Origin of the sequence: Paenibacillus sp. YYML68 (genome assembly GCF_027923405.1) — a bacterium.
Lineage (GTDB): Bacteria > Bacillota > Bacilli > Paenibacillales > NBRC-103111 > Paenibacillus_G.
In genome coordinates this window covers 2,296,395-2,317,716 of sequence record NZ_BQYI01000001.1, presented here as the reverse complement: position 1 = coordinate 2,317,716, position 21,322 = coordinate 2,296,395, and the positions used below count along the sequence as shown (strand labels likewise).

General features: G+C 55.7%; 23 protein-coding genes. 5 read left to right on the top strand and 18 right to left on the bottom strand.

Annotated elements, in window-relative coordinates; translation table 11 throughout:
• Nucleotides 1–52: 52 nt before the first annotated feature.
• The 5 genes from ald to PAE68_RS10540 all read right to left on the bottom strand — a co-directional run bounded on the left by ald (nucleotide 53) and on the right by PAE68_RS10540 (nucleotide 4,459).
• Nucleotides 53–1,177: an alanine dehydrogenase gene (gene ald / locus PAE68_RS10560; protein WP_281886728.1), complete on the bottom strand. Its 1,125-nt coding sequence runs from the start codon at nucleotides 1,175–1,177 to the stop codon at nucleotides 53–55.
• Between the two features lie 132 nt (nucleotides 1,178–1,309).
• Entirely contained in the window at nucleotides 1,310–1,762 is a 453-nt protein-coding gene (gene fur / locus PAE68_RS10555; RefSeq protein WP_281886726.1) for a ferric iron uptake transcriptional regulator, read from the bottom strand.
• Between the two features lie 117 nt (nucleotides 1,763–1,879).
• Nucleotides 1,880–2,527 (bottom strand): stage II sporulation protein M, encoded by a 648-nt coding sequence (spoIIM, locus tag PAE68_RS10550; RefSeq protein WP_281886723.1) that lies wholly within the window; start codon nucleotides 2,525–2,527, stop codon nucleotides 1,880–1,882.
• 169 nt (nucleotides 2,528–2,696) lie between these two features.
• The gene (locus tag PAE68_RS10545; RefSeq protein ID WP_281886721.1) at nucleotides 2,697–3,884 is read right to left on the bottom strand and encodes an endonuclease Q family protein; all 1,188 of its coding nucleotides are present in this window, start codon (nucleotides 3,882–3,884) and stop codon (nucleotides 2,697–2,699) included.
• Nucleotides 3,885–3,892: 8 nt separating this feature from the next.
• A complete protein-coding gene (locus tag PAE68_RS10540) occupies nucleotides 3,893–4,459 on the bottom strand; it encodes an NUDIX domain-containing protein (protein WP_281886719.1) in 567 nt (188 codons plus the stop codon).
• A 143-nt stretch (nucleotides 4,460–4,602) separates the two neighbouring features.
• On the opposite strand from PAE68_RS10540, the gene mciZ reads away from it, so the two are divergent.
• Nucleotides 4,603–4,845, top strand: coding sequence for a Z-ring formation inhibitor MciZ (gene mciZ / locus PAE68_RS10535; RefSeq protein ID WP_281886717.1), 243 nt, complete (start codon nucleotides 4,603–4,605; stop codon nucleotides 4,843–4,845).
• Nucleotides 4,846–4,927: 82 nt separating this feature from the next.
• Here the strand turns inward: mciZ and PAE68_RS10530 are convergent, their stop codons facing one another.
• On the bottom strand, nucleotides 4,928–6,058 hold the full coding sequence (locus PAE68_RS10530) for a M20/M25/M40 family metallo-hydrolase (RefSeq protein WP_281886715.1): 1,131 nt from the start codon (nucleotides 6,056–6,058) through the stop codon (nucleotides 4,928–4,930).
• 80 nt (nucleotides 6,059–6,138) lie between these two features.
• Between PAE68_RS10530 and prli42 the strand changes: the two genes are divergently transcribed.
• The gene (prli42, locus tag PAE68_RS10525) at nucleotides 6,139–6,234 is read left to right on the top strand and encodes a stressosome-associated protein Prli42 (protein WP_281886712.1); all 96 of its coding nucleotides are present in this window, start codon (nucleotides 6,139–6,141) and stop codon (nucleotides 6,232–6,234) included.
• Between the two features lie 32 nt (nucleotides 6,235–6,266).
• Here the strand turns inward: prli42 and PAE68_RS10520 are convergent, their stop codons facing one another.
• The 4 genes from PAE68_RS10520 to lpdA all read right to left on the bottom strand — a co-directional run bounded on the left by PAE68_RS10520 (nucleotide 6,267) and on the right by lpdA (nucleotide 11,378).
• Nucleotides 6,267–7,736 carry a dihydrolipoamide acetyltransferase family protein gene (locus PAE68_RS10520; RefSeq protein ID WP_281886710.1) on the bottom strand — a complete coding sequence of 490 codons (1,470 nt, stop codon included), beginning with the start codon at nucleotides 7,734–7,736 and terminating at the stop codon, nucleotides 6,267–6,269.
• A gap of 67 nt (nucleotides 7,737–7,803) precedes the next feature.
• Nucleotides 7,804–8,790, bottom strand: a complete 987-nt coding sequence (locus PAE68_RS10515; protein WP_281886708.1) for an alpha-ketoacid dehydrogenase subunit beta — start codon at nucleotides 8,788–8,790, stop codon at nucleotides 7,804–7,806.
• Nucleotides 8,781–9,803 (bottom strand): thiamine pyrophosphate-dependent dehydrogenase E1 component subunit alpha, encoded by a 1,023-nt coding sequence (locus PAE68_RS10510; RefSeq protein WP_281886706.1) that lies wholly within the window; start codon nucleotides 9,801–9,803, stop codon nucleotides 8,781–8,783. Before PAE68_RS10510 ends, PAE68_RS10515 begins: the two co-directional genes overlap by 10 nt.
• Before the next feature lie 138 nt (nucleotides 9,804–9,941).
• Complete coding sequence (gene lpdA, locus PAE68_RS10505) at nucleotides 9,942–11,378, bottom strand: dihydrolipoyl dehydrogenase (protein WP_281886704.1); 1,437 nt, start codon at nucleotides 11,376–11,378, stop codon at nucleotides 9,942–9,944.
• 163 nt (nucleotides 11,379–11,541) lie between these two features.
• On the opposite strand from lpdA, the gene PAE68_RS10500 reads away from it, so the two are divergent.
• Complete coding sequence (locus tag PAE68_RS10500; RefSeq protein WP_281886701.1) at nucleotides 11,542–11,805, top strand: DUF2627 domain-containing protein; 264 nt, start codon at nucleotides 11,542–11,544, stop codon at nucleotides 11,803–11,805.
• Nucleotides 11,806–11,861: 56 nt separating this feature from the next.
• On the opposite strand, the gene PAE68_RS10495 is transcribed toward PAE68_RS10500, so the two are convergent.
• Nucleotides 11,862–12,218 (bottom strand): carboxymuconolactone decarboxylase family protein, encoded by a 357-nt coding sequence (locus PAE68_RS10495; RefSeq protein ID WP_281891007.1) that lies wholly within the window; start codon nucleotides 12,216–12,218, stop codon nucleotides 11,862–11,864.
• A 204-nt stretch (nucleotides 12,219–12,422) separates the two neighbouring features.
• On the opposite strand from PAE68_RS10495, the gene PAE68_RS10490 reads away from it, so the two are divergent.
• Together PAE68_RS10490 and PAE68_RS10485 are read left to right on the top strand one after the other, a co-directional pair.
• A complete protein-coding gene (locus tag PAE68_RS10490) occupies nucleotides 12,423–12,755 on the top strand; it encodes a hypothetical protein (protein WP_281886700.1) in 333 nt (110 codons plus the stop codon).
• Nucleotides 12,756–12,851: 96 nt separating this feature from the next.
• A complete protein-coding gene (locus PAE68_RS10485) occupies nucleotides 12,852–13,037 on the top strand; it encodes a DUF2524 domain-containing protein (RefSeq protein WP_281886697.1) in 186 nt (61 codons plus the stop codon).
• 171 nt (nucleotides 13,038–13,208) lie between these two features.
• Here PAE68_RS10485 and spo0A read toward each other — a convergent pair whose 3' ends face one another.
• From spo0A to dxs, 7 genes are all read right to left on the bottom strand, one after another.
• The gene (gene spo0A / locus PAE68_RS10480; protein WP_281886695.1) at nucleotides 13,209–14,018 is read right to left on the bottom strand and encodes a sporulation transcription factor Spo0A; all 810 of its coding nucleotides are present in this window, start codon (nucleotides 14,016–14,018) and stop codon (nucleotides 13,209–13,211) included.
• A 194-nt stretch (nucleotides 14,019–14,212) separates the two neighbouring features.
• Nucleotides 14,213–15,559: a SpoIVB peptidase gene (gene spoIVB, locus PAE68_RS10475; protein WP_281891005.1), complete on the bottom strand. Its 1,347-nt coding sequence runs from the start codon at nucleotides 15,557–15,559 to the stop codon at nucleotides 14,213–14,215.
• 190 nt (nucleotides 15,560–15,749) lie between these two features.
• Nucleotides 15,750–17,456, bottom strand: a complete 1,707-nt coding sequence (gene recN / locus PAE68_RS10470; protein ID WP_281886693.1) for a DNA repair protein RecN — start codon at nucleotides 17,454–17,456, stop codon at nucleotides 15,750–15,752.
• Nucleotides 17,457–17,475: 19 nt separating this feature from the next.
• Nucleotides 17,476–17,925 carry a transcriptional regulator AhrC/ArgR gene (gene ahrC, locus PAE68_RS10465; protein WP_281886691.1) on the bottom strand — a complete coding sequence of 150 codons (450 nt, stop codon included), beginning with the start codon at nucleotides 17,923–17,925 and terminating at the stop codon, nucleotides 17,476–17,478.
• Nucleotides 17,926–17,964: 39 nt separating this feature from the next.
• A complete protein-coding gene (locus PAE68_RS10460; RefSeq protein ID WP_281886688.1) occupies nucleotides 17,965–18,441 on the bottom strand; it encodes a hypothetical protein in 477 nt (158 codons plus the stop codon).
• Between the two features lie 79 nt (nucleotides 18,442–18,520).
• Nucleotides 18,521–19,372 carry a TlyA family RNA methyltransferase gene (locus PAE68_RS10455; RefSeq protein ID WP_281886685.1) on the bottom strand — a complete coding sequence of 284 codons (852 nt, stop codon included), beginning with the start codon at nucleotides 19,370–19,372 and terminating at the stop codon, nucleotides 18,521–18,523.
• Nucleotides 19,373–19,405: 33 nt separating this feature from the next.
• Entirely contained in the window at nucleotides 19,406–21,292 is a 1,887-nt protein-coding gene (gene dxs / locus PAE68_RS10450; protein WP_281886683.1) for a 1-deoxy-D-xylulose-5-phosphate synthase, read from the bottom strand.
• Between the last annotated feature and the right edge of the window lie 30 nt (nucleotides 21,293–21,322).

Sequence of the window (21,322 nt, the reverse complement as noted above, 5' to 3'; positions counted from 1 at the left end):
ACAAGCTACAAGCTCAACCCGATCGCCTACATCCGTTAGTCGTCCTCAAGCGTCAGCTGATCGGCAGCAAGGAATCAAGGCCTGCGAATGGCAGACCGACCGCCTCCGCGACCGCTGCGTGCGTCACATGACCCTGATACGTATTCACGCCAAGCTTCAACGGCGGGTTGCCATACAGAGCGCGAGTTACACCCTTATTGGCCAGCTCCAGCGCGTATGTAATCGTCACATTGGTCAGCGCAAGCGTAGACGTACGCGGCACAGCGCCCGGCATATTCGCTACTGCATAATGGATGACGCCGTGCTTCAAGTAGACCGGGTCGCTGTGCGTCGTGACGCGATCGATCGTCTCGATCGAGCCGCCCTGATCGACCGCCACATCGACAATGACGGCGCCCGGCTTCATCGTCCGCACCATGTCCTCGGTGACGAGCTTCGGCGCCTTCGCCCCCGGAATGAGCACCGCCCCGATGAGAAGATCCGCCTTCTGCACCGCGTTCGCGATATTGTACGGATTCGACATCAGCGTCCGTATACGTCCCAGGAACACATCGTCGAGGTAACGCAGACGGTCTGCACTGCGGTCGATGAGCACGACGTTCGCCCCCATACCTAGCGCGATCTTCGCCGCATTCGTCCCGACGACCCCACCGCCGAGAATGATCACATCTGCAGGTGGAACGCCCGGCACGCCCCCAAGCAGAATACCGCGTCCGCCGTAGAACTGCTCGAGGAACTGCGCCCCCACCTGCACCGACATCCGGCCCGCTACCTCGCTCATCGGCGTCAGCAGCGGCAGTCCGCCTGTCGGCAGCTGGATCGTCTCGTAGGCGATGCCCGTCATCTTCGACTGAACGAGCGCCTGCGTCAGCTTCGGCTCAGCCGCCAGATGTAGATACGTGAACAGCGTCAGCCCTTCGCGGAAGTAGCCGAACTCCTCAGGCAGCGGCTCCTTGACCTTCATCAACAGCTCCGCGCGTCCCCACACCTCCGCAGCCGTGGGTACCAGCTCCGCGCCTTCCTTGACGTAGTCGTCATCGGCGAAGCCGCTGCCTGCCCCTGCGCCCGTCTCCACCAGCACCTGATGACCGGCAGCCGACAGCATTGCCGCACCGCCTGGCGTGAGAGCCACGCGATTTTCGTTGTTTTTAATCTCCTTCGCTACGCCTATGATCATATCCGTCGCCTCCCGTATATGAATTGCTTCGTATAGGATTTACCATTTAGTCGAAAAACATGAACTCCGATGCAGTCGAGTGGATAGAAAAAAACCTTCACCTGTCCGAAGTGCAGTTGAAGGTTCGATTGCTTAAGTGGTCGTGTTCTTGTCCTTGCAGCGGTGGCAAATGCCTTGGAAGTCGAGCCGATGATCCAGTACATGAAAGCCGAACTCGCGCTCAAGCCGCTCCTCGAGCTCTCCGAGCCAGTCTTCCATAATCTCATCGACCGAGCCGCACTGCACGCAAATCAGATGGTGATGATGATGATGAGAGCTGTCGCTACGCAGATCGTAACGGGCGACACCGTCGCCGAAGTTCATTTTCTCCACAACATGCAGCTCGCTGAGCAGCTCCAATGTCCGATATACCGTAGCTAGTCCAATCTCAGGCGCCTTGTCCTTCACGAGCATGAACACATCCTCGGCGCTCAGATGATCCTCCTCGTGCTCCAGAAGCACGCGAACGGTCGCTTCCCGTTGGGGCGTCAGCTTGTAACCTTGCGACTGCAGCTGCTGTTTAATTTTCTCAATCCGAGATTCCATGCTCCTCCCCCTACGGCTGCCAACAATCCGCTACAGGCTGCCTAACACAAGCGCGGATTCGGGAATGTCAAGTTATGCTACCATTATAGGAGGAGGACCTGCGTAAAGTCAAACGTTTTAGCCTATGCCCAGCGTGACGAGCATCGGTGTGACCCACTTCATCATCGTCGGCGACACGTACGCCTCGAACATCGCCACGCCGACGAGCAGCACTCCCGAGGCGACTGTAATGCCGGAGAACTGGAGCAGCGGCTCGAGGAGCGCACCCTTTTTCTGGATGAAACGATTTTTCACCAGATGAATCGTGAACGAGACGGCGGTGACGCTGCACACGATGAGCACCGGAATGACGATCAGATTTTGCGGTACGACCGAGACGAAGGCGAACATCAGACCTTTCCAAGACAGCGTCCCGACCATATAGCCAACGGTGAAGCCGATCAGCACACCCTTGAGGAAATCAAGAATTAAGATCAGCGGCAGACCGATTACCGACATCCCGAGCAGCCAGATCAGCAGCACCCACTTCAGATGGAGCGTCAGCGTCTGCGTGAACGACACCTTCGCCTCACCATCGAGCGAGCCCTGATTCACTAGCGTGAAGAAATGTCCGAGGTAGCGGGAGATGTCCTCCTTCTGCTCCATGGACAGCGCGTTGACCATAATCGCTCCGAACACAACTCCTGTGATGAAGATGACACCTACGAATATATAGAGAGACATATGCTCCTTCATGTATGCATCCAGACTGCTTCTGCGCGCCATCGTCAAGTCCCCCTTGTCCATATCCCATCTACTAGATCGTATGCGGACAAGCGGATGAATATGACGGAGGCTTGTTCAAGTCGCAAGACTGTCTCCGTGTGGCGAAAAAAAGACGTCAACCACCTTGTCGGCCAGCAGCCTGGCCTGCCTGTGCCTACAGCCGAGCCTGCTACCGTCTGCTGCGCACCTTGCCGTACTTGCCGCCGCCCCCTGACTCGAGCTGCAGCTGACCGCTGCGCGCCGCCATGAGATACGCGGCGATCGCTTCGCCCGCGGTATCGGCCAGCTCCTCGAAGGAGGCGCGGTGGAGCATGTTCATCTCGGTGCCGAATCGCTCGAGCAGCCGATTCATCGTCTTCGGCCCGAGTCCGGGCACATACTCGAGCGGCACCTGGTAGATGTACGGCGGACGGTGCGGCGGCACGAAGGACTCTTGCCGATCCGCAATCGCGGCGATCCGGTCCATGACTCCGCGCACCAGCTTCGGGCTGCCGCAATAGAGGCACCTCTCGACGACAGACGCCCCTTGCTCGTCCACGATCGATTCGCAGGCCGCGCAGTACGTGCGATGGTATTTGCCAAGACGCGGATTGAGGCCATAGTTGGCGAGCACCTGCCTCCCTTCGGCACGGGCGAGGGCAAGGCGAAGCTCGGCGAACGTCGGCTCCGTAAGGAGCAGCTTGTTGTACTCTCTGCCGATCTTCGGCAGCGAATGCGCATCCGAATTCGTCAGGAACGTATAGCGGTCCAGCTCGCTGATGTAGCCCGCCATGGTCGAATCGGCGCTGAGCCCGAGCTCCACCGCTGCGAGCAGCTCCGGCTCAAGCAGCTCGTCCATACGCGCGCAGCAGCTGCCGTACACGCTCTTATGCGGCGTGAAGATGTGCGCCGGGACGAACAGGCCGCCACGCTGCACGACCTCCCGCTGCAGCTCTCGCACTGGCACGTAGACGCGCTGCGAGCTGAGCTGTACATTTTTCATATAACGGCGCAAATATTCGGTGAAGCTCTGCATGTCGGCCAGCGTCGGGAAATAAGCGAGCACATGCGCGGCATTCATGCCGGGCTCCCGTACCTCCAGCTCGCAGCCGAGAATGAGCGTCGACTCGCGGTAGCGGATGCCGCCTCCTGGCAGCTCTGTCATCTCCCCCTGCTGCAAGTAATGCAGCAGCTCCTCCTGCACGCCGGGCGAATGGCAGTCGATGATGCCGACGATGTCCATCCCCTTGCGCTCTGACGCCTCTCGCGCAATGTTGTAGAACGTCAAATTGTTCGCCGCACTGATCTTCACGGCCGCTCCCGCTTCCGTACGTCCGATATGGATGTGCAGATCGGCGTAATACGTATTCAGGCTCATCGTCGCTACTACTCGAACGAGCCGGTCAGCTTGTACAGCCGCCACGCATAGACGGCGAGAATCGTCTTCGCATCGCTGATGCGCTGCTCTCGAATGTACGTCTGCGCCTCCTCCAGCGTGATCGCTTCTGCCTCGAGGAACTCGTCCTCGTCCGGTCTGCTCTCGCCGCTCGTGAGCTTGTCCGCCACGTACAGATGCAGCAGCTCATCGGCGAAGCCCGGCGACGTATAGAAGGAAGCGACGTGGCGGATCGACGCCGACGTGTAGCCGGTCTCCTCCTCGAGCTCACGTCTGGCCGCCTCCAGCGGGTCCTCCGCGCCGTCCAGCTTACCGGCTGGAATCTCGACCTGGCTCTTCTCCAGCGGCTTGCGGTATTGCTCGACAACGATCATCCGATCGTCCTCTGTGAGCGCCAGCACCGCGACAGCTCCCGGATGCTTCACGATTTCGCGAGTCGCCTCGCCGCCGTCGGGCAAGCGGACCGTATCGACCTGCAATGAGATGATTTTGCCTTGGAAGATCGGCTGCGTGGATATAGTGACTTCCTCGAATTTTTTTGGAACGGATCGTGTCATCGTCTTATTCTCTCCCTTATGTTCATGGATCGTGTGCGTTAGCCGGACTTCATCTATACCATTCAAGTTCAAATAAACAGGTATACGACCCGTCACCTTCGCATAGGCTCTACTATAAAACTATGAAAGGCGGGTGGAACTCTATGAAAATATATGCGGCCGATCGTCAATTGCGTCTTGTCGGGAAGTGCTGGGAAATTCGTCATTACTTGAAGCAGCAGCTGGAGCAAGCCGGGCGCGATGCGACGCTCGACGAATTCCTCGGCGGCCGCGTCATCGAGCCGAGCGGCAAGATGACGCTACGCAAGCCAGCTGTCCGTTATGCCGCCGACAGTCTGAGAGTCCACAGGCGAGCCGCGCTTAAGCTTGTACCTCGTGCCGAGTAGATGAGCGGACTCGTTGGTATATAGCAAAACCGCCGATCTCGCATACGCAGTCGGCGGTTTCTGGATGTGCATGGAGCAAGCGTCAAGCCTGAACTTGACGGACGATTGCAACGACGCTCTCCGCTGTCTTGACGAGATCGCTGACGGCAATGCGCTCCTGCGTCGTGTGAATGTCGACGTACCCGACTGCAAGATTCACGGTCGGTACGCCGAAGCCGTTGAACACGTTCGCGTCGCTGCCGCCGCCGGAGTGGAACGTCCGCGGGGTGCAGCCGATGCTCGTCAGCGCCTGCTTCGCCAGCTTCACGACCGGCGCCTCGTCGTCGTACATGTACGCCGGGTAGATGATCTCGCTCTGGAAGTCGAGCTTCGCGCCCATCTCGTCAGCGACGCTCTGGCACGCCTCACGCATCGCGGCGACCTGCTCGTCAAGGCGAGCCTGCGTCAGACTGCGCGCCTCAGCCTCGAGCCTCGCCTTCTCGACGACGATGTTCGTCGCGCCCTCGACGCCACCTTCGAAGCGGCCGATGTTCGCGGTCGTCTCCTTGTCGATGCGGCCGAGCCGCATCCGCGAGATCGCCTTGGCCGCGACCGTAATGGCGCTGACGCCGTCCTCCGGATTCACGCCTGCATGGGCGGAGCGTCCGAGGAACGTGATCGTAATTTTGGCCTGGGTCGGGGCGGCAACCGCAATATCTCCGATCGCTCCGTTCGAATCGAGCGCATAGCCGAAGTCGGCATCCAGCAGCTTCGGGTCCATCGCCCGAGCACCCTTCAGTCCTGCCTCTTCTCCCGCGGTAATGACGAATTGCAGCTGTCCGTGGGCGAGCTGCTGCTCCTTCAGCACTCGAATCGCCTCCAGCATGGCGGCAATCCCCGCCTTGTCATCCGCGCCGAGTATGGTCGTGCCGTCACTGCGAATGTACCCGTCCTCGCCCAGCTGCGGCTTAATGCCCTTGCCCGGCGTCACCGTATCCATATGCGAGGTGAAGAACAGCTTAGGTGCTGTCACTCCCTCCGAGGCCGACAGCGTGAAGAACAGATTGTTCGCGCCGTGTCCGGTGCGGCTCATCGAGTCGTCCTCCTGCACCGTCAGTCCGAGCGCGGAGAACTTCTGCTTCAACACCTCGGCGATTCGCTGCTCACTGCGGGTCTCACTGTCAATCTGTACAAGCTCCATGAATTCCTCAACCAAACGCTGCTGCTGGATCATTGACTTCTTTCCTCCCATACGAAGATTGAGTTATGATAGGATTAAGTGTGTAATCCCCCATCGAAAGGAGCTGACACGTCTTGCAGAACAAGCTTATATTCAAAATCGTCATCTACGTCACGTTGATCGCCATGGTGCTGTCCACGATTCTGATGGCGATCGGCAGCTTCATCTAGCTGCTTCTTAACAGCTTAAGCGGCTGACAAGCTTAGTATACCTGTGTATCCTGATTGTAGCCCTCAAGATTTTCCTTGACGCGCTGCAGGAACCGTCCGCAGACGATGCCGTCGAGAATGCGGTGATCGAGCGACAGACACAGGTTGACCATGGAGCGGACGGCGATCATATCTTGAATGACGACCGGCCGCTTCACAATCGACTCGAGCGACAAGATCGCCGCCTGCGGATAGTTAATGACCGGATACGACAAGATCGAGCCGAAGGACCCCGTATTATTCACCGTAAATGTTCCGCCCTGCATCTCGTCGAGCGTCAGCTTGCCCGCTCTTGCCTTACGCGTCAGCAGATCGATCTCGCGGGCAAGTCCCGCGATGTTCAGCTGATCCGCCTTCTTGATGACCGGGGTAACCAGGAAGTCCTCCGTACCTATTGCGAGCGATATGTTAATGTCTCGCTTCACGATAATCTTGTCCGTAGCCCAGACGGAGTTCATGATCGGGTAATCCTTGATCGCGCTCACGACCGCCTTCAGCACGAAGGCCAAGTACGTCAGGTTCACGCCCTCCTGCTTCTGGAATTCCCCCTTCAGCTTGTTGCGCAGCAGCACCAGATTCGTGACATCGACCTCGATCATCGTCCACGCGTGAGGAATCTCCGACTTGCTCTGACGCATCTGTCTGGCGATGGCGTTGCGCATCGGCGTCACGTCGACCAAATATTCGCCGCGGCCGTGCAGCTCATGCCCTTCAGCCTCCACATTCGTCAGCTGAGGCACCTGCGACAGATGAAGACCCGAGGTCCGCACCTCCACCCTCGGTGGCGCAGCTGCGAATACGCCCTGCTCCGCGGCATGCTGCGCCGCTCTGCGGTTCACCTCGGATACATCGGCCTCGCCGCCCGTAATGGCCTGCTCCGCTGTACGCCCTGCCGCGGCTGCCTGTCTCGCGCCGGCTGCTCCAGCCGAAGCGGCGTGCAGTCCACCATCTACTGCACTACCCGTCGACGCGCTGCGGCTCGCTCCGCCGGCTGCCACATACGCCTCCACGTCCTTACGTGTAATGCGCCCGCCAATACCTGTACCTCGCACGTCCGCAAGCGAGATCTGATGCTCGGCCGCCAGCTTCAGCACGGCAGGTGAATAACGTGCGCTCATCGGTCCTGCAGCTGCCGTCTCTGCTCCAGCAGTAGCCACAGCGACTGTCGACGACATCGGCTGACCCGCGCCTGAGCCTGTCGCAGCCCGCTGCGGCTCCTCGATCAGGCAGAGCGCTTCGCCTACAGCTGCTGTCGCCCCGTCCGGCACGAGCAATTGCAGCAGCGTTCCCTCGATCGGTGAAGGCATCTCGACCGTCACCTTATCCGTAATCAGCTCGCACAGCACGTCGTATTGCTCAATGTAATCCCCCGGCTGCTTCAGCCACTTGCCGACTGTAGCCGACACCAGACTTTCCGCAAGATGAGGTACGGGTACCTCCGTTCCCTTCCTTGACTCGCTCATCTCGTCTACCTCCCCCAAAGCATGAGCGGCTGCAGCCTGCATGAGGCCAAGCCGCCCTGTGTATGAATTAGAACAAGGCGAGCTTGCGCATCTCGTCCTTGATCTTCTCGGTGTTCAATAAGTAAAACTTCTCCATCGGCGGGTTCATCCCGACAGCGGGCACGTCCGGTCCGCATAGACGCATAATCGGCGCATCAAGCTCGAACAGCAGATGCTCCGCGATCAGCGCAGCGACCTCGCCACCGACGCCGCCGGTCTTGTTCGCTTCATGGACGATCAGCACCTTGCCAGTCTTCGCCGCCGCCTCAAGCACAGCGTCCGTATCGAGCGGCTGCAGTGTGCGCAAATCGAGCACGTGCACGCTGATGCCCTCCTCCTCGGACAGCTCCTCAGCAGCTCTCAGCGCATATTGCACCGTAATTCCATAGGAGATGACCGTAATATCGGTCCCTTCCCGCTTCACCTTCGCCTTGCCGATCGGCACGATGTAATCGTCGTCCGGCACCTCGCCCGTAATGCTTAAGTAACACTTCTTATGCTCAAAATAAAGCACAGGATCCGCATCGCGTACGGCCGCCTTCAACAAGCCCTTGGCGTCGTACGGATCGGATGGAGCTACGATCTTAAGACCCGGCACGCCGAAGAATACAGACTCCGGACACTGTGAGTGGTAGAGCGCTCCGCCTCCGGTTGCTCCATAAGGAGCGCGAATGACGATCGGGCAATGCCAATCGTTGTTCGAGCGGTAGCGGATCAATGCCGCTTCGCTGACGATCTGATTCGTCGCCGGGAAGATGAAGTCCGCATACTGCATCTCGGCAATCGGACGCATCCCGTTCATCGCGGCGCCGATCGCAACGCCCGCTATCGCCGACTCGGCAAGTGGCGTGTCGAGCACTCGAGCCTCGCCGAACTGCTCGTACAAGCCCTTCGTCACGTTCATAACGCCGCCCTTCGGACCGACGTCCTCGCCGAGTACGAATACGTTCTCGTCCCGCTCCATCTCTTCTCGCATGGCAGAGCGAATCGCTTCCAGGTATGTAATTACCGCCATGTCGCTCCCTCCTCTTCCGTACCGTACACATGCAGCAGCGTGTCCTCCGGCTTCGGGAACGGCGCCTGCTCCGCATAGGTTGTCGCATCCGTCAGCTCCTGCTTCAGACGAGCTCTCAGCTCCTCCTCCTGCCCCTCTGACCAGATGCCGCAGTCGAGTAAATATTGGCGGAAGCGAGGCAGACCGTCCTTCCCCCGCTCCTCCTCTACCTCTTCCTTCGTCCGGTACAGCAGATCGTTGTCAGCTGTCGAGTGTGGCGGAATGCGGTACATGACCGCTTCGATCAGTGTAGGACCTTCGCCGCGCAGCGCACGCTCGCGCGCCTCCTTCACGACGCGGTACACCTCTAGCGGGTCACGACCGTCCACGCGAATACCTGGGAAGCCGTAGCCGAGCGCACGCTCCGCGATACTGCCCGCCATCTGCTTATGCAGCGGCACCGAGATCGCATATTGATTGTTCTCGCACATGAAGATAACCGGAAGCTTATGCACCCCGGCGAAATTACACCCTTCATGGAAATCGCCCTGGTTGCTCGAGCCATCGCCGAACGTCACGAACGACACCTTCTGCTCGCCCTTCATCTTCGCTGCGAGCGCAATGCCGACAGCATGCGGGACTTGAGTCGTAACTGGACTCGAGCCTGTGACGATGTTCAGCTTCCGGTGACTGAAGTGACCCGGCATCTGCCGACCCCCGCTATTAGGATCCTCGGCTTTGGCGAACACCGACAGCATGAGCTCTCTGAGCGACATGCCGAGCGTCAATACGACGCCGTAGTCGCGGTAATAAGGGAGGCAGTAATCGACTCCCTTCTCGAGCGCGTAAGCTGCCGCCACCTGCGCCGTCTCCTGGCCAATGCCTGATACGTGGAACGCTACCTTGCCGGAGCGCTGCAGCACGAAGCCGCGCTCGTCGTACATGCGGGCCGTCTGCATGTATATGTACATCTCGATGACTTGTTCATCTGTCAATCCGAGCTGGTGATGCTTAGTCGTATGTCCGATAGACATGGGGCTAACGCCTCCTCCGTGTACGAATCGCTTATGCGTGCGAAGAATTTATAACCTGGTGCTAATACTTGACGCTATAAGTATATTATAGTCGGATTCGGTTATGAACACAATTTCATCAATACGATCTAATTAGGGTCAAAAGCTGATCGATTGGCCATCCACCGCCAGCATCGCTTCGCCCATCAGCTCGGACAATGTCGGGTGCGGATGGATCGTCTGTCCGACCTCCCAAGGGGTCGCCTGCAGCAGCTGAGCAAGCGCCGCCTCAGCGATCATGTCAGTCGCATGAGCGCCAATCAGATGAACGCCGACAATATCGCCGGTTGCTTGATCTGCAATGACCTTGACGAAGCCATCCGTCTCGCCGAGCACCTTCGCCTTGCCTAGCGACTGGAAGCTGAGCTTCGCCGTCTTCACCTGCAGCCCCTTCTCCTTCGCCTGCTGCTCCGTCCAGCCGACAGATGCGATCTCCGGACGCGTGTAGACGCATCTTGGAATCTGGTGCTCCGCATAAGCAGTCGGCTTCAGTCCTGCGCCATGCTCGGCTGCGGCTATACCTTCATGTGCTGCCGCATGGGCCAGCTGCAGCCCGCCGATACAATCACCGACCGCATAGATATGGAGCTCCGCCGTCTGCTTGTTCGCATTCACCTTGATGAACCCGTTCTCCACGCGCGCATCCGTATTCTCGAGGCCAATTCCTTCGATATTCGCTTGACGTCCGACGCAGACAAGCATCGCTTGAGCAGACAGCTGCTGACGCTCGCCCTTGCGCTCAATCTGGAGCTTCACACCGGGCCCTTGCGAAGCTTCAGCTCCACGTTCGACGGTATCGGTTAGTAGCTTGGCGCTAGTGAGTACGCTTACTCCCCTACGCTTCAGCAGCCTCTCCAGCTCACGTGACACATCCTCGTCCTCGGAGGGTACTAGCCGCGGCGCATACTCGACTACCGTGACCTCGACGCCGAAGTCGTTCAGCATCGACGCCCATTCGACGCCGATGACGCCTCCTCCTACGATCACGATTGACTGCGGCAGCTCCTCCAATCGAAGAATATCATCGCTTGTCAGTACATATTGACCGTCCGCCTCGAGGCCCGGCAGCATACGCGGTCTCGAGCCGGTCGCAATGATGAGCTGCGAAGGCACAATATTTAAGATCTCCCCATCCGCCTGCTCGACCGATACCGTACCGCTGCGCGGCGAGAAGATCGACGGACCGATAATGCGGCCGACACCTTGGAATACCGTTATTTTATTTTTACTCATCAAATATTGGACGCCTTGGTACAGCTGCTCTACGATTGCGCTCTTACGCTCTGATACTTTACGGTAATCCAGCTTCACCGCCTCGGCGATAATGCCGAAGCTCTCGCTCTCCTTCATCTGAGCGTACAGCTCTGCACTGCGCAGCAGCGCCTTGCTTGGAATACAGCCACGATGTAGACATGTGCCACCGAGCTTGTCCTGCTCCACAATCGCAACTGTTCGGCCGAGCTGAGCTGCGCGAATCGCAGCTGTGTAGCCGCCGATGCCGCCTCCGAGCACGATCGTGTCAAACGTTTCAGACATTGGATTCCCTCCCGAAGCTAGTATTCTATTATTTTAACCTTAATTTACCGTAGAAATATAGTCCAATTTGTGAATTGCGATGAATTGTTCAATAAAATATGTTAACGTATATCGTGTATGAATAAAAGAAGGCTGGATACTCTTAGACTGAAGGAGCTTACACATGAAGGCAGCATTTCAACGCTTTATTGCGATATTACTTCTTGTTATTCCAGGGTTAATGGCGACCTACGGCTTCCTCGCGATGAAGGATGCCTGGTTCGCGCAATTCAACACGAGCGACGGCAGCATACTCTGGTGGAAGCTGATCATAGGCTTTATCTTATTCGCGCTTGGCGTCGCCTTCATCGGAGGCTGGACGTTCTTCCGCGATCGCAAGCGTAATTATGTAGCGCCTCGATTCCGAGAGAAGCGGAACCGGCGCTGATCAACGTATAAACGCAAATAGCCTCCGACCTTCAGGCGGAGGCTTTACGTATTCCATTACTGCGTACCAGCTGTGAGCGTCTCGAGCGCCTTCTGAACTCTCGTCACACCCTGTGACAGCGTATGTCCGCTGCCGACGGCTGCGGCAACAGCCGTTGCCTCCATAATTTCAGCCTTGGTTGCCCCCTTGCTGATTGCCTCCTGAACGTGATAATAGGTGCACACCTCATTGTTCGCGAACAAACTAATGCCGAGTGCAATCAGCTGCTTCTGCTTAGCGTCAAGCGCCCCGTCTGCGAAGCATTCACCTGTGAAATGGTTATACGCCTGAACCATCGTAGGCAAGTGGTCCATCATGTGACCGACCCCAATTTTATACGAATCCACCTTACGTTCCATCTCCGTCTGCTGCATGTTCGCGTCTCCTTTCGACACCGATGTCCCCCTGTTATGAGCCGTCCTTCAAGCTTCACTGTCTTCTATCCTAAAATGTCCGAACCCGTTAATCGGTATGCAACAAAAAAATACCAAAAATTAAGAAAGCACTTACAAAATTCTACACCGTGTTAAATAATGTTATGTTATAATGATCTCAATCCAGTGCAAGGAGTAGATTCCATGCAAAAAATATGTCAGAAAATTGTTCGCGTTCAGAACGGTCTGATAGTTGAGATTTACGATGGCTTGTTCACCAAAAGCTTCCGTGAAAGTCGTAACGACAAGGCGATTCAAGAGCTGGTGATGGATGATATCGGACTGGATTTCAACGAGATGCTGCGTACGTATGAGCGGCTCATCTATGAGCTCGCGACTCAGAAGGAGGAGCTGCAAAGCTACATAGCAGACCGACTGCCTGAGGGTTGGTTGGAATGGATTGAAGAGAAGTGCTCGGAGCTGGAACAAGCAAATCATGACGAGGCCAGGGAACTACAGAAGCAGTCCATCCTGTAATTGCTTGAAGCGGGAGCGGCATAAAGCCTTCAATTTGATCCCATACTATAGCTGTTCTCTAGACAGATCTTATGAGTCATGGGAGGTAGCATCCGAATGATCGATCAGCTGGAAAGCAGCTACAATTGCTCCAATGCAGGCCAGGACCTGCATACCTTGCAAGAAGAGCTCGCGTCGTTAAAGCAGTCGTCCAACTCCTCAGACAAAGAAACCGTGGAAATGATCAACCGACTGGAAAATCAGATTCATTTTATCAAAAACAAATGCGACATACGGCCGTAGCTTGGTCGTACTACAATGACAATTAGCTGTCGAATGTCACAGAGCCGGGCCATATGGTCCGGCTCTATTATGTGAGTCACGCCAGCGAATTCAAGTATACCAAAGAGCCATTCCTCTGCTGAAGAAGAATGGCCCTCCACACTCCATATCTATTGGCTACTGCTTATCCTTTCACGACACCTTGTGCTCAATCCGCAGCTTATCCGCCACCATCGCGATAAATTCGCTATTCGTCGGCTTCGACTTCGAGATGTTGATCGTGTAGCCGAACAGATGACTGATGCTGTCGATGTTGCCGCGCGTCCAAGCAACCTCAATCGCGTGACGAATCGCACGCTCAACACGGCTAGGCGTCGTCTTATATTTCTCGGCAATCGCCGGATACAGCGTCTTCGTAATGGCGCCCAGAATCTCGATGTTGTTATACACCATCGTGATCGCTTCACGCAAATATTGATACCCTTTAATATGCGCAGGTACACCGATTTCGTGGATAATTGTCGTAATGTTGGCGTCCAAGTTTTTCGTCTTTGGCAGCTGAACGACGTTCGTCTTCATTTGCCCTTGGCTCGAGTTGCTCATCATCGGCATCGATTGTGCGGAGCCGACTAGCTGACGAATGCGGTTTGTCAATATTTCCATATCGAACGGCTTAAGAATATAGTAGGAGGCGCCAAGCTGAACCGCTTTTTGCGTAATGTTTTCTTGACCGAACGCTGTTAGCATAATAATCTTCGGCTGCGGGTTCAAGTCCATCTCGCGAAGCTTCTCCAGCACACCGAGACCGTCCAGATGAGGCATGATAATGTCCAGAATCAACACATCTGGCACACGGCTGCTCTGCTCAATTAGACGAAGCACATCGTTACCGTTATACGCCACGCCTGTCACCTGCATATCGTCCTGCTCATCGATAAATTCAGATAACAGATTCGTAAATTCCCGATTATCATCTGCTAAAAGTACTTCAATTGTGTGCACGTTATGTTCCTCCTCTAATTCAAACGCCTGTGTAGCATGATTTACCTAAATATATGATTTCGACACGTAGAAGAAAATTCCTTCTGTCGAATAATCTTTTTATGGATTTTTTTTCTTTGTTCTATTATAATAAAAAATTTATTTCACAGTTATACATTAATCGACATTTGCGCATCAAAAAAAACTGAAGACCATTAGCTGGCCTTCAGTTGTGATTCCTTCTCCTTCAACTCTGCGGATGGGCGTAGCATAATGCCTGCATCCTGCAGCATCCACTCAATGAAGCAGCCGTACCCGCTCGTCGGATCGTTCACGAAAACGTGAGTCACTGCTCCAATCACTTTGCCGTTCTGGATAATCGGACTACCGCTCATCCCTTGCACGATACCGCCAGTTTTATCAAGCAAGCGAGGGTCTGTAATCTTGATGACCATCCCCTTGGTTGCCGGGTAATCCTGCTTCGCAACATGGACGATCTCGATATCGAATTTCTCCACCTTCTGCCCGTTGATGACGGTGTATATGTGGGCTGGCCCTTCCTTCACATCCTCTGCGAAGGCAACAGGCAGCGCCTTACTGTTCAAGCTATGCTCTGGAGAATGAAACATTTTACCAAAAATACCGAACTGTGTATTCCGTTCAATGTTACCGATCGCCTTGCTCTCACGCGAAAACTGCGCACGCTTCTCTCCCGGCTCCCCATTCTGGCTCTTGGAGATGGAGGTCACGTTGGAATGCACGATCTCCCCGCCGCCGACAACAATCGGCGATTGTGTATCCATATCCGTAATGACATGGCCGAGCGCTCCGTATACGCCCTGATCCGGCGCGTAGAATGTCAGAGTACCAACACCCGCCGCAGAATCCCGAATGTATAAGCCTAATCGATAGGCCTTATCAATCGAATCATAGGCTGGCGTGATCGGAATGTCGAGCGTCTCCGAGCCGCGTACAATGGTAAGGATGAGCGGCTTATTGCTCTCCCCCGCTTCCTTCACGACATCAGCTACCTTCGTCACGTCCTGGATCGGCTTGCCGTTCATCTTGACGATCAAGTCGCCGAGCTGAATTTTGGCCTCCTCACCTGGGGAAGACTTCTTATCGTCGGCGATCGACACAAGATGATGACCGACCACCATGATGCCAGCAGACTTCAGCTTCACACCGATCGTCTGTCCGCCAGGAATGACCTTCAGGTCAGGCACGACGTTGACCTTGACGGTCTTGAGCGGGATCGCACCGAACAGCTTCAGCTTCATCTCCGCATGGCCTGCTTGATACGATTCAAGCGAGATCGGCTTGTGCAGATCGATTTGGAAGGAGTGCTCGGTGGAGCCATTAACTTTAATAATTTCAGGATGATTAACCGTAAGTTGAGCATTAACTGGCATGGCAAGCTTCAGCTGTGTGTGCTGACCGGTGAACAATCGAAGTTCCTCGGGGAATGAGGCAAAGCTGCGGAAAGGGGTGGACAAGCTACCCAAACAAACGAAGAGGACGAGCAGTAATCCAAGCAATTTTCTTCTCTGGTTGGAACTCAATTCGCTCACGCTCCCTTGCTTCCTTTGTTAGCGGCGCCTCGTGCTTGCTCCGTTCGCTGCCTGTAGATGTACATGCAGCTTATGTAGCAAGCGATCCTACGGCTAGCTTACTTGGCAGCACCGCCTTTTTGTGTACCTATAAGGTAACCCCTCTCCTCCGCTTTTATAACTCCAAAATGCTCCCACTCCTCTAGCCTGACGTCATCACTGCCTTCTTGTGCTCCGCAAGTCCAATCATCTCCCGCGCGTGCTCCAGCGTCTTGTCCGTCACCTCAACGCCGCCCAGCATTCGCGCCAGCTCATTAATGCGCGTCTGCTCATCCAAATCATGGATCTGTGTATACGTTCGGGCGCCGTCGGTCGTCTTCTGTATTAAATAATGAACATCCGCCATGCAGGCGACCTGCGGCAGATGGGTGATGGAGAATACTTGGCAGCTGCCCGAGAGCTTGGACATCTTCTCCGCGATCGCCTGCGCAGCACGGCCGCTCACGCCTGTATCGACTTCATCGAATACAAGAACAGGTATGCGGTCTATTCGGGAGAAAATCGACTTCAGCGCGAGCATAATACGCGATATTTCACCGCCTGAGGCGATTTTGCTCAAGGAACGCATCGGCTCACCCGGATTGGCGGAAATGAGGAATTCGACGAGATCGGCGCCATCCGGCGTAAATCTCCGTTCATGCTCGGTGTTAAAATGAACCTTGAACTGTGTACGCTCCATCTGCAGCTCCCGCAGCTCGGTCATAATCTCGCCAGCCATCCGCTCTGCTGCTGCCATACGATAGCGGGTCAGCTCGTCAGCAACTCGGCTAAGCTCCTCCAGCGCCTGCTGCTCCTCACGCTGAAGCTGCTGCAGCAGCTCGTCCTTATTCTCGATAACGCTTAGCTCCGCTTCAATCTTCGTGGCGTAGGCAATAATTTGTTCCACGGAATCACCATACTTGCGCCGCAGCGAGGAGATCGTATCGAGCCGCTGCTCGATGAAGTCGAGTCGGGCCGGATTGAATTCTATCTCATCCCGATAGTCGCGAACTTGGTAAGCCGCATCCTCGAGCTGGTAGTAGGCAGACTGCAGCTGCTCGGCTAGCGGCTGGAGCTTCGCATTGTCGTAGGATACGATATCCTGCAGCTTCTGCATCGCGCGGGAGATCGCATCCAGACCCTTGCTGCCGCCGTACAGCAGCTCGTATGCGTCCGCAGAGTTCTGGTACAGCCGCTCGGCGTTCGACAGCTTGCGCTTCTCCTCCTGGAGAGCCTCGTCCTCGCCCGGCTTCAGCTTCGCAGCCTGAATCTCCTCCAGATGGAACTTGTACAGATCGGCCATCTGCAGCGCCTTCTGGCTCGTCTCCTGAAGCTCCCTCACCTGCTTGCGTATGCTCTGATAGCCGCCGTAAGCTCGGGTATAGGCCGACTTATAAGCGGCGATCTCCGTGTCGCCGTATAGGTCAAGGAAGCGAATATGCTCCTCGGTATTAAACAAAGATTGATGCTCATGCTGTCCGTGAATGTTAACGAGCCATGATCCGATCTCCTTGAGCATCGCCAAATTGACAAGCTGTCCGTTCACCCGGCTTGTGCTTTTGCCAGCAGCCGATATTTCCCTTCGAATAATAAGATGCTCCTCCGCATCCCCTTCTATCCCAAGGCGTGACATCGCTTCCCACACCGGATGATCGGCCTTGACGTGAAACATAGCTTCAATAGAAGCCTTATCGCTCCCATAACGAACGAGGTCCGCGGAGCTTCGTCCTCCGGCGATCAAGCTCAAGGCGTCGATGATGATCGATTTTCCCGCGCCGGTTTCTCCTGTCAGCACATGGAAGCCGGATTTGCAATGAAGCTCGACATGCTCGATAACCGCCAAGTTGCGAATGGACAATTCCAACAGCATAAGCACACCTCTACCTTTCTCAGCTTAGCATTCCTAATATTTGATTGACGACGTGCACGCTCTGGTCCTTCGTGCGGCATATGATTAAGATGGTGTCGTCTCCACAGATCGTCCCCATCACTTCGTTCCACTCCAAGCTGTCGATCAGTGCGCCGATCGCGTTCGCTGTTCCCGGCAAGCTCTTGAGCACGACGAGATTCTCGGAGTAATCGATATGGACAAAATGATCGTTCAGCGCCCGCCTCAGCCGATGCATCGGATTGTAGCGCTGGTCGGCCGGCATCGAATACTTGTAGCGTCCGTCGTCCAGCGGCACCTTGATCAGGAGGAGCTCCTTAATATCTCGCGAGATCGTCGCCTGAGTCACATGGAAGCCAGCATTGCGCAGCTCCTCGACGAGCTCGTCCTGCGTTTCAATTTCGTTATTCGTAATAATTTCACGTATCTTGACATGTCGTTGACCTTTCATGGAGCCTCCTGAACTTGTTCGATCTATGTGGTTATCTGATTAATCAACTTCTTCTTCGGCTTCCGTCGTTCTGAAGCGGTAGCAATCGACCTTCCGCTCATCCAGCTTCACGTACAGAACTCCGCTCGTCTTCGGCTCGATCAGCTGATAGAGGAAGAGCCTGTCCCGCACCGAGCTGCCGGTATGCTCCATCGGTAGACGGTCCTTCGCCAGCTTCACCGCGAAGTACGCTCCATCCCGCTCCGCCATATAGTCGAGGAACAGCCTGCTCTGCAGCGTCTCTCCTTCATTAACTTGAATCACAATCGGAATGCGACGCTTGCCGCACAGCACACGGTACCCTAGCTCCTCCAGCAGCTCAGTTGCTGCATCTATAGGCGGATGGCCATACATCTCCCAATCGTGGACGGCTGTCTCCTCCACCGCTTGCCGCAGCTTGGTCTGTATGAAGAAGTATCCCCATATTCCGGCCGCAATGACAAGTAGGACTACGACCCATGCATCTCCGCTATGCATAGCATCACCTCAGAACTTATATTCGCCTTTTTTACGCAATTTCCTTCCATTCCTACGCAAAAAAACTCATGCCGGGACATCAAGCTCCGGATGAGTTCTGCATGCTTTGCGACTCGGCTACCACTTCGCGGATCAGCGCCTCGAGACGCTCACCAACGATACAATCGGAGGAATCCGACTTGGACTTGGATAAATACGTTAAAAATTCGATATTCCCCTCACCGCCCTTAATCGGCGAATGCGTCAGCCCGACGATCGAGAAGCCGATATCATGAGCGAAGCCCAGCACCGACCGAAGCACCTCGAGATGAACGGTCGGTTCCTTAATGACACCCGTCTTCGGCACCTTCTCGCGTCCAGCCTCGAACTGAGGCTTGATGAGCGCGACCACCTTGCCATCCTCAGACAACAGCTGGTGGAGCGGGGGAAGAATTAGCTTAAGCGATATGAACGATACATCGATCGACGCAAATGACGGCTGCGGCCCCTTCAGGTCGCCCGGCTGCATAAAGCGGAAGTTCGTCCGTTCCATGACGTGTACGCGCTCATCCTTGCGCAGCGACCAGTCGAGCTGGTTGTAGCCGACATCGATCGCATAGACGTAGGCGGCGCCGTTCTGTAATGCGCAATCGGTAAAGCCGCCCGTTGATGCTCCAATATCCAGCATCGTCACACCGGTGAGGTCGATGCCGAATACGCGCAGCGCCTTCTCCAGCTTCAACCCGCCGCGGCTCACATAAGGGTGCAGCGCACCCTTGACGGTAATCGCCGCCGTGACCGGCACCTTCGTGCCGGCCTTATCCACAGGCTCGCCGCCGACGGAGACAAGACCCGCCATAATGGCGGCCTTCGCCTTCTCTCTCGTCTCGTAATAGCCCTGCTCGACGAGCAGGACGTCTAGCCGTTCCTTCTCTTGTTTATCTGAAGCCATGCGATACCTCAACTTTCACGCTGCACACACCTCTTACGCGTGCTGTCTTTTGCGCGGAACAATGGCTTGTATGTCAGCAACCAGACGCTCGACGGTTAAGCCGACCTCCTGCCGCTGCTCGCCAACCGAGCCGTGCTCAACGAAATAATCAGGAATTCCGATCGTCTTAATGACCATGCCGAATATGTTGTTCAAGGAATAAAACTCCAGAACTCCGCTGCCGAAGCCGCCCATCACTGCGCCCTCCTCAAGCGTAATGATCGGCATGGACGCCTTGGCCAGCTGCAGGAGCATCGCTTCATCCATCGGCTTAATGAACCTTGCATTGACGACCTGCAGCTGAACGCCTTCCTTCGCGAGCTGCTCCGCTGCGTCCAGAGCGATTGGAATCATCGGGCCGACAGCCAATATAGCGGCATCGCTGCCATGGCGCAGAATATCCCAGCTGCCGATCGGGATCGGCTTCAGCTCTTCATCCAGCGTTACGCCCAGGCCGTTCATACGCGGATAGCGGTAAGCAATGGGACCGTCCTCATACTCGAACGCCGTCTGCATCATATGCCGAAGCTCATTCTCGTCCTTCGGCATCATGACGACCATATTCGGAATGCTGCGCAAATACGCGATATCGTACACACCTTGATGCGTCTCCCCGTCCGGTCCGACGAAGCCTGCGCGATCAATGGCGAACGCTACATTCAGATTCGCACGGCATATGTCGTGCACGACCTGGTCGTACGCCCGCTGCAGGAACGTCGAGTAGACCGCGAATACCGGCTTGAAGCCTTCGCCGGCAAGCCCCGCACAGAACGTCGCGGCATGCTGCTCGGCAATACCGACATCGAACATCCGTTCCGGGAATTGCTTGGCGAAGCCTAACAAGCCCGAGCCCCCCGGCATCGCAGGCGTAACCGCGACGATGCGCTCATCCTTCTTCGCAAGCTCGATCAATGTCGAGCCGAACACCTCCGTATACATGGGAGGACCCGCAGTCTTCAATACTTGACCCGATTCCATCTTATATGGACTGATGCCGTGCCACTTATGAGAATCTGCCTCGGCAGGGGAATAGCCCTTACCCTTGAGCGTAATGACGTGAACGACGACTGGTCCGTTCACTTTATCTGCTTGCTTCAACGTCTCGAGCAGGAGCGGGAGATTGTGTCCATCGACGGGCCCCATATAGGTGAAGCCTAGCTCCTCGAACCATACGCCCGGCACGACTAAATATTTGAACGAATCCTTCAACCGCTCAGCCGTCTTGGCAAGTGTGCCGCCAATCGCTGGAATGCGCTTAATGAGATGCTCGACCTCTTCCTTCGCCTTCACATAATGACGATCGGATCGAATGCGCGCCAAGTAGTTGCTGAGTGCCCCGACATTCGGAGCAATCGACATCTCATTATCGTTCAGAATAACCATCAGCTTGCGACGCTCATGTCCGATATGATTGAGCGCCTCCAGCGCCATTCCACCTGTTAATGCGCCGTCTCCGATCATGGCGACGACCCGATTCGATTCGCCCTTCAAGTCGCGGGCAACCGCCATGCCCATCGCTGCAGACAGCGACGTGCTGCTATGACCGGCCTCCCAGACGTCATGCTCACTCTCGGAGCGCTTGACGAAGCCGCACAGTCCCTTATATTTACGTAGCGTATCGAACCGGTCCATGCGACCTGTTAATATTTTATGTACATAGGATTGATGTCCGACATCGAAGATGAATTTATCAGCCGGGCTGTCGAACAAGTAGTGCATCGCTAACGTTAATTCGACAACACCTAGATTCGGCGCGAGGTGGCCGCCGGTTACCGATAGCTTCTCAACTAGAAACTGTCGTATTTCAAGCGCCACCTCTTCGAGCTGTTCGAGCGTCAGGCGCTTCAAATCGTCAGGCTGTTGAATGTGATCGAGCAGCATGCTTGTTCCCTCGCTTTCCGTAGTAAAATA